At 47.2% G+C, this 8,490-nt stretch carries 7 protein-coding genes; 1 reads left to right on the forward strand and 6 read right to left on the reverse strand.

Annotation, left to right across the window (positions count from 1 at the left end; all coding sequences use genetic code 11):
• Nucleotides 1-310: 310 nt before the first annotated feature.
• From E1189_RS04620 to E1189_RS04645, 6 genes are all read right to left on the reverse strand, one after another.
• A complete protein-coding gene (locus E1189_RS04620) occupies nucleotides 311-775 on the reverse strand; it encodes a 3'-5' exonuclease family protein (protein WP_155158885.1) in 465 nt (154 codons plus the stop codon).
• 31 nt (nucleotides 776-806) lie between these two features.
• A complete protein-coding gene (locus E1189_RS04625) occupies nucleotides 807-2,084 on the reverse strand; it encodes a type II toxin-antitoxin system HipA family toxin (RefSeq protein ID WP_155158886.1) in 1,278 nt (425 codons plus the stop codon).
• Between the two features lie 2 nt (nucleotides 2,085-2,086).
• Nucleotides 2,087-2,380, reverse strand: coding sequence for a helix-turn-helix domain-containing protein (locus E1189_RS04630; RefSeq protein ID WP_155158887.1), 294 nt, complete (start codon nucleotides 2,378-2,380; stop codon nucleotides 2,087-2,089).
• A gap of 720 nt (nucleotides 2,381-3,100) precedes the next feature.
• Entirely contained in the window at nucleotides 3,101-4,129 is a 1,029-nt protein-coding gene (locus tag E1189_RS04635; RefSeq protein WP_155158888.1) for an Abi family protein, read from the reverse strand.
• Nucleotides 4,130-4,946: 817 nt separating this feature from the next.
• Nucleotides 4,947-6,437: a sodium/proline symporter PutP gene (gene putP, locus E1189_RS04640; protein WP_155158889.1), complete on the reverse strand. Its 1,491-nt coding sequence runs from the start codon at nucleotides 6,435-6,437 to the stop codon at nucleotides 4,947-4,949.
• 321 nt (nucleotides 6,438-6,758) lie between these two features.
• Nucleotides 6,759-7,766, reverse strand: coding sequence for a hypothetical protein (locus E1189_RS04645; RefSeq protein WP_155158890.1), 1,008 nt, complete (start codon nucleotides 7,764-7,766; stop codon nucleotides 6,759-6,761).
• A 127-nt stretch (nucleotides 7,767-7,893) separates the two neighbouring features.
• On the opposite strand from E1189_RS04645, the gene E1189_RS04650 reads away from it, so the two are divergent.
• The coding region (locus tag E1189_RS04650; protein WP_230460165.1) for a competence protein CoiA family protein at nucleotides 7,894-8,490 on the forward strand (597 nt) is incomplete at its 3' end.

The following is an 8,490-nucleotide window of genomic DNA, read 5'->3' on the forward strand; positions in this document are numbered from 1 at the left end:
TGGACTATGCCGGTGTCACTGTGCCGCTTGAACCTCAAGGGTGAATCCATGCGAAAGAAGTTGGGAAAACTGGCAGCAAATGAACACCTGGTCTAGAAATCACGCTGGGCAATGCACAGAGCTTGGCGGGTGTTCAAGTAAACCAGAATCACTGTTCAAGTTGGCCAGAATACGCACCAGGGGCTGGAGATATTTTCAGTTATTGTGAGCCCGAAAAGGGAGTTTTTTTCGAGCCTGGGCAGAGGTTTTTTCAAGCCGCTACACCTATGGCGGAGAGATCGGCTTCCTCATTGACGAAGGGGAGCTGTTTTCAGAAGTGCTGGTGGGGATTATTGAGGAGATTATTTAAGTCATCTCCCGGGCAAAGATAGTATTGCCGAATTGCACGTGCATCCTCCAAAGCATTGTGTGGGACTTTGGATTTTGCATTAAATAATGTTCTATCCACCGTCATGGCAAATGAACCCGGGCCAATATTACAGCGATCCCGAGCCACCAAAGCATCACAAAAGTATTTAATATCATCAGGCCAGTCAGCGATGACCTCGACTGAGTCTTCGTCAAACTGGCCAAGAAAATCCTGCAACCGTTCAGTAAATTGCTCCTGACTTACCGGGTCTTTACCTAACACCGGTATAACATTATCTCGTACCCAGTCGATGGGGGTGGCGCACTCCAGAACTTCATAAAATGCATCACCATCCTCAGGCACCAATGCCATGGATATAAGCTGACCTTTATGGCCGTTCCACTCACAATCAATAAACAGTTTCAACAGTATGACCTCAGTTATCTGGAACACGAATTCAGGAGTACAGCAACCCATGATTCTCTTGATAAATCCTGCTGAGTTGGGTGCTGATGTCCCTGCGTATCCCCGGCATCACTCCCAGCTCTTTCCCTATCACTGGCCAGCCTGCCAGCACATCGCAAATTTTCTGGAGGTCTTTCTGTGCCTCCTTCCAACTGCTGTAGTTAGCATAAGATGCCAGTTTCTGAATCGCTTTCAGTGGTGGTTTTGAACCATACCCACCAAAGGACATAGCATGCTCGCCATAGGGAGTCGGGCTAAAGGTCACATCATACATGGGGGATGGTTGCCACTGGCCGGTATCCGGCATCAGGAATGACCAGTTCCTGGTATGGTCATCCTGATTAGCGGCAAACAGGTTGAACATGGCTCTTACAAACTGGCTGCGCCCGACAGCCGGACTCTGGCAAAGTATCTGACTGGCCTTGATTACATCTTCATAGTCCATCGATGGCTGGCGAAAATCTGCATCCAGCAACCCGCACAGGGTCTGCATGTGATACCGACCGTCTGGAGCACCGTCCACGCAATCAAAACGTTTAAGCGCCAACCAGTTTCGACCATTGCTTTGAGGGAAAAGTTTGTGTTCAGGCACATGAATATCACACTGCTGAGCCATTCGCAGCCATGCAGCTTCACAAAGCCCCTCGTCATGGCCCAGATCAAGCTTTGAAGAGGTAAACTTGATCAACCAGGCTTGGTTGCTGCCGCCCTGCTCCTCGGTAAAGACCTTCTGTGGGCGTTCTGGATCAAAATAGATCAGAGCTTTTGGTCTCGCCCCACCGGGGCCACCAGCATTCGCCAATGCCTGCAGAACTTCATCGGTTTGACCATCAAATAACAGCGCAGCCTGCTCTCCCAATGTCGTCATTTCAGACATTGTCGACTCGCTATCACTTTCCATTGCCGGGGTGTAGTGAAGGGCACCTGTACCCCGACGGCCGATATAAGCGAGCCGATCCATGGGAGTCACCGTGTGTTGTGAGACGCCTCTTTTCCGAAAGACCCGATCCATAAGCAACATCCCCCACCCATCAGGGAGCGAGTCTGCAAAAAGGCCGTGCAGGCCAGCATGCGGGGTTCCTGGTGCCTGGGCAAGGCTGTTATCAAAGGGAAGGTTGAACGGTGACAGACTCTGATACTGTTTCAGGTACTCAGCCTCATACTGAAAAAACGTTCCCTGCCTGTTTTGCGCCAGCTCTCCGACAAGGACATCACTCCCATCTGACAGACGTCGCCATACGTGCAGGTGCCGAACCATTGTTGTATTCATGTTCAGCTCCTCAAAACATCATCAATCGTACGTGGACGAGTATGTTTTGATGGATTCCCCGTCTCTTTGATCAATTCTGATAAGGCAGTAAGACCTGCGACAGACTGCCAAAGCAAAAGAAACTGCCTGAGAGAGATCTGCCCAGTAGTCTCAAATTTCTTGATCGTAGCTTCCGGGACTGTACTTAACCCAGCCAGAGCTTTTCGAGATAGCTTTTTTGCTTTTCTCTGGGCACGGACAGTATCAGCCAACTGCTGCTGCACATCTGGAGCTGTCACCAATGAAAATAGAGCCATAAGTGTTGCCTAGCACTGAAACCAATAGATACAAATATAGCTAACAATCCTAAATTTATCATTTTTTAGACATTATAATATCCAAATAGTTCATGGTACTACAGTGCTTTCATAAAAGGAGCAGGCCTTTACCGCCCGCCCCATGTTTACGGTGTGCTCGTACACTCTCTGCCCGAATGGTTAACACGGATAACAGCCGAGGTGTCAAACCCCAAATTTGGGTTGTATCAAAAAAGCGCTGATAATCCTGCTCAGAAACCTGGTGTGTGAGAGGAACTGTACAACGTGCCTATAGAGAAGGTTGCGTTGTCGCCTAAGCTCAATGATGGGTAAAAAACGAACCGCCAAAAACTGTCGTTTATTCTGATTGTAACTGGTTGGAATAAAAGTAGAAAAAAGGGAAAGATTTTGACGGAACTTCCCTGTATTTGGAGCAAAGAGCTAAGGAAGAGCGACTGAGCAGTAAAAATAGAGAAAAACAGGAAAGAGATCACTTCCCTCATAATCGACGAAATGTTGCGCTAGAGGGGCTGGTTATACAGTGATGTATGTTTTGGAGGAGGCTTCTGAAGAGGAAAATGGCAGTGTATGGGCGGCACAAAGTCGCACCATGGATCATACAAAATTTGTAATTCAGACCTACCCAGTAAAGCATTTCTACTATTTGAGAGATGCCGTTAGGATAGCGAGGGTTGGTCAGAGTGCAACTAAAACAGACAGTTATTGATCATCATCAAAGGCCCAGAATGGATCATGCTTCCAGCTGTCTGGAAAGCCCATTGATACCAGATGATTATCAGGGCATCGACCCAGTAAACTTTTTAGCCGCAAATGCCAAGAAGATTCAGGGCTTATCTGCTTCATGAAATAATTGAGTATTACCAAAACAACATAAAGACGGCGTGTGTAGTCAATTCTTTGGTTCTGAGGTGCTCTATCAGGTGTAACCCACTGGATATGTTTTGAAGTTGGGAGCTTGGGCTTTACTGCCAACTCCCTGTTCCAAAGCCTGGCATGATGAGCACAAATGTTGCGCACAAAAGTCAGGGTATGTAACCAGGAACTCATAAGTTCTGAGTTAAGGACAAAGGGTCTACAGATAGCCTTTTTATCACGATCTTTAGCAATACCTGCAAAAAGTCTGGATAGCTGCCCCAGGGAAAGCTCTTCTATCATTGCCCAGCCTGGTGGCAGATCTGGTGTGTCATAGGTTAAACCGTAGTGCCTGAAGTAATGCTCCTGTTTTCTTTTTTCGATAAGGGAGCTTTTTCTTGAAGCGGACAGAGAGCGGTGTGTCTCGATTGCTTTTCTCTCACGCTCAAAATGATGCTTCTCTTTGCGCATTTTGTCTGCGATTAAACCGATTAGGTCATCCTGGTCTAGATACCGCTGTTTAAACAGCTCCCTTTGCAAATACCAATGAGGGCTGTCATAGGTGATCGACATGGTATTGTTTAAAACAGCTCTGACAGCAACTTCAACCCTTTCAATACTGTCCATAACCAGCAGACGTAATTCCCTGTCAAAGGCGTAGAGGGATATGATGCTGGAAAAATGGGTGTCATTTCTGAAACTATGATCAGGGCTTTCAGGCCGTTGAAAGGGGCGCATATATGCGGAAAGCCGGAAATAGCTGATGACTTCAAGGTATCTGCAGGCAGCGTCCGCATCACCAACATGGAGTCCTCGCTGGATAAGAACGTCCAATTGTTTAGGTATTGAGAGGGCAGGCTTGTCGAAGGTGCGCATCGGTGCCAGGATCGCTGAAAAGGCTCCATTTTAGAGTAAAAAGCGGGGTTATAAAACTAAAAGCAATAAAAAACCCGCTCAATTTGTGCTTACAAGTATAAAACCTGCATAGGCATGGCGGGTATGTTGATATCAAGTCTATGTATTTGAACCTGGAAGGTCAAGTTAGTTCCTTCCACGTGAAACGGAAGTTGCCATGAAATCACAGGTTAAAATCCCTGTTACTGACACCATCACTTCCCTATCAACGGCATGTGAAATCTAAAAAAGCAATCTGAGGTCAGATCTGCCAGATATAAAAAACCCGTCAAAGTGTGCTTCGTCGAGAGGCATGGCGGGTGTATTGCTGAATACTCTAGAGAGGCCACTCGCATCTGTCAATGCGATTTGGCGGCATGTCGACATTAGCTATGTCAGTACCGGTAACGGTATTTACCGGTACTGTTTTACTATGTCGCCCTGTGAAACGGGGAATTGCATTCTGTAACTGAGCAGTCGTTTTCTTTCAGGATGTCGTGATGGCTCAAGAATCTGTCCACTTCGTCAGTGATACGAACCCCCACCTCCTCCCTGCAGGGAAGGTGCTAGACAGATTCTTTTAGTCCGAGCTGACACTATGGTTGGGTTTGTTGTGGGGGGAGCGTGATTATCTGAGTGTATGTGCGGCACAGAGTGCACCGTCCCCCAATAGACACAAGACAATCAGCATGCCCCTCCTCAGCTGCCCTCCACCAGCTTTACAAGCTTTGTGCTGAAAAACTGGTGGTTGGTTTCTCTACTCTCCCTTATTCCCCACTACCTGCTTGACTGCATTTGATCAGGCGATAGCTTTTCGAACCTCATCAAATTCGGTAGAAATTTCTTCCGAAGGCTTAGTGGTGGCCAAACTGACAGCAACAATGGCAAAGGTTGCGAACACCATACCAGGAACAATCTCATAAAGGTCAAAAATACCGCCGCTTATCTGTTTCCAAACCACAACAGTCACACCACCCACAATAATACCTGCCAGCGCACCGTTACTGTTCATACGGCTCCAGAACATACTAATCAGTAATGCAGGGCCAAAGGCAGCACCAAAACCTGCCCAGGCATATGACACCAGCCCCAGTACAGAACTGTCAGGATCCATAGCCAAGAACAGAGCGACCAAGGCAATAACAATAACGGCCACGCGGCCAACCATCAGCACCTCTTTTGAAGATGCATCTTTGCGCAGAACTGCTTTATAGAAGTCTTCGGCAAGGGCAGAAGAGGACACTAACAGCTGGGAATCTGCCGTGCTCATAATGGCGGCCAGAATAGCAGCCAGCAAAATACCGGCAACCACCGGGTGGAATACTGCATTAACGAGAATCATAAAAATGGTTTCATCATCCCCCAGGGCGGTGCCATTGCTATTGAGGTAGACAAGACCCACCAGACCAACAAGAATGGCACCCGCCATAGAGAAGCCGCTCCAAACTACGGCAATACGGCGTGCGATTGGCACATCCTTCTGAGAGCGAATACCAGCAAAACGGGCCAAAATATGCGGCTGGCCAAAATACCCTAAACCCCATGCAGCCAGAGAGACAATGGCAATCCAGGTCAGGGCTTCACCTTCGGAGTTGGTCCAGATATTCAACATTTCAGAATTATGGCTTTCCAAAGACAGCAGCAGGGACTGGTCGGAGGAACCAGACTGCAAGGCAATCACTGGTACGATTATTAAAGCAGCGGCCATAAGCAGGCCTTGCACCAAATCGGTCCAAGATACAGCAAGGAAGCCACCAAACAGGGTATAGGAAACAATGCATACGGTTCCCAGAATAACGGCAAGACTGTAATCAACTCCGAAAACTGTCTCAAACAATTTACCACCTGCGACTAAGCCAGAGCTTGTATAGAACAGGAAGAACAACAGGATGAAAAATGCAGACACTACCTGAAGCATCTTGGAAGTATCACGGAAGCGGTTAGTGAAGAATTCCGGCAGAGTCAGGGCGTTACCCGCAACCTCACTGTACACCCGCAGTCGCTTAGCCATCAGCAGCCAGTTCAGCCAGGTACCAATTAACAAACCACCAGCCAGCCAAAAGGCTTCAAAACCTGCAGCAAAGGCATAACCTGGTAGGCCAAGCAGTAACCAGCCACTCATATCTGAGGCACCGGCACTTAATGCCGCTGGCCAAGGGCCTAATGAACGGCCGCCAAGAAAATAGTCTTCCGAATTACTGGTACGCTTCCAAGCCCAAAGGCCTATACCGAGCATCATGGCAAGATACATTGTGAAGGTAATGAAAATTGCACCGCTGTTTTCGGTCATTGAATATCCCTCTTGTATTTATACTTGGGACTGATTGTTATTTAATTTGTGGGCAAAAAGCTTGAAGCGGATACTTGGAGAAGTTCAAACAGTTATGTGATTGACACGTTAGTACCAGCTCCTTTCTCTAACAAGTATAAGGTACCACATCTAACGACAATTGACTTATAGATTGTGAGGTTCTGCTGCATGCTCACATAGCCGTGTACAGAAGTACGCTAGGTAATGGAAGCTGGCGTTTCATTCAAAATTTGGTTAGGTAATGTGGCTGTGTATGCACGCCATAAAATACCAGTACTTTCGTCAGCAGATACTGAAAAACTAACGCAGAGGTTTCCCAGTCCTCGTTACATGATCAAAGCTGAACACATGCTCAGCCGGGTTCTCCCAACAGCGGCCAACTAACCTTCCTGGAAATTGCCACCACCCTCTTTGTATATGCACTCGCCCAGAGCAAACAGGGCATTGCCCCTTGTATTTCACAAAATGAATCTGGCGGTTCCGGATTTTCCCACTCTCATCCCTGTCTGGGCGAAACTCCATCAGAAACTCATGAAACTGGAAGAAGTTAACCCAGTCAGGAGCCATAGCAACCCGTTTATCAATGACTCGATAGAATGGACATGCCAGTAAGAAAACAACAATCGCAGGAAGAATCAGCATACCAATCCATGAAGCTGCAGTCAGTGCCAGCGGAGGGTGTACAAAGGCCAGCAATGGCAGGAAGCCCACCAGCATCACCACAACTGCAGGAAAGAGAATAACCATAAGAAATAGAGCAAGCTTCCAGCTACGTATGTTCTTTTCATGTATCCATCTTGTCCACCAAGGAGGCAGGCTGTGAGTCGCTTCATAGCGTAAACCATCTGCTGGCACAGGATGCTTTTCCTCATCACTAACGGCTTCAGACTCAACCTTATTGAGAACAAGTCGGTAATAGGTTTTGTTGCCGCTACCTCCCCCTTCCTTTTTATGGGGTCTGGCGACGAATCGGTGCTCGTTTTTCTTTACAATATTTTGTATTTCTAAACTGCCTTTAAGGTGCTTATCTAGCCCTTGAAAACGACGACCGATATAGCCACCCGGATCTCTCTCCCCCCTTATTGTCTTTTCTGAAATCTGTTCCATGCGATCACGAATCTCGACCGCAGAGAATTCAATCTTTTCTATTGGGATTCCATCCGTTGCCTGTTCTTGGGTCAACTGGGCAAGAGCTTTCAAAAAGATAAGAGCCAATGTTAGCTGCTTCTGCTGCTCATAGTCATTGATATAAGCAATAACGTCAGAAGCCCCGTCCTCCAAGTCTTTAAGCGTTATATCTTTATCCATTTATTCCCCGACAAACCCCGTTTTGAGGGGTTATTCCGTGTTTTTTGGTGACTATGCCATAGCACTATCACTCTCACCAGCTGCCCTGGCTGGCTTGATAAAAAATAATTGAATGAGTGATGAAAGAATGAATATTGAAATGAAAAGAAACAGTCAGAGCCAAGATGTTGAACTCTGCTACGGCATGAAAGAAGGAACCCTTATCCATATTTCAGAAGCCGTTAGTGGACTGGAGTGTGGCTGTCAGTGCCCGGCGTGTGGATCCAGTCTGATCGCCAGAAAAGGTGATGTCCGCAAGCACCATTTTGCCCACCAACAAGGGCAAGATACTCGCTCCTGTCTTGAAACCGTATTACATCTTATGGCCAAACAGATCATTGCAGAACAAAAGAAAATCCTGCTACCCGACACATATCTCAAAGCTGAGAAAAGGGACGACGCAGGGAACCTTCATAACCAACATATCTATGAAAAAGGACTAATGGCCTCATTTACACAGATCAGCCTGGAGGTAGCCCGCGATAACTATCGCGCTGATGCGGTCGGGTATCTCGAAAGTTTTGGTGAGCTGGATATAGAAATCCGCGTGACCCATGAAGTAGATAAAGAAAAGGCCGACAAGGTTCGCTCTATAAACAAACCAATGATGGAAGTTGATCTTTCCGAACTTCCACGAGATGCAGGCCCTGAAGACATACTGGAAGCAGTGCTCTATACCGCCCCC

The sequence above is a fragment of the Parendozoicomonas verongulae genome (assembly GCF_009711465.1).
Taxonomy (GTDB): Bacteria; Pseudomonadota; Gammaproteobacteria; order Pseudomonadales; family Endozoicomonadaceae; genus Sansalvadorimonas; species Sansalvadorimonas verongulae.

Excerpts from the sequence above, each read along its gene's own strand:
- E1189_RS04625 (WP_155158886.1), bottom strand. The coding sequence starts at position 2,084 with ATGAATACAACAATGGTTCGGCACCTGCACGTATGGCGACGTCTGTCA.
- E1189_RS04630 (WP_155158887.1), bottom strand. The coding sequence starts at position 2,380 with ATGGCTCTATTTTCATTGGTGACAGCTCCAGATGTGCAGCAGCAGTTG.
- E1189_RS04635 (WP_155158888.1), bottom strand. The coding sequence starts at position 4,129 with ATGCGCACCTTCGACAAGCCTGCCCTCTCAATACCTAAACAATTGGAC.
- putP (WP_155158889.1), bottom strand. The coding sequence starts at position 6,437 with ATGACCGAAAACAGCGGTGCAATTTTCATTACCTTCACAATGTATCTT.
- E1189_RS04645 (WP_155158890.1), bottom strand. The coding sequence starts at position 7,766 with ATGGATAAAGATATAACGCTTAAAGACTTGGAGGACGGGGCTTCTGAC.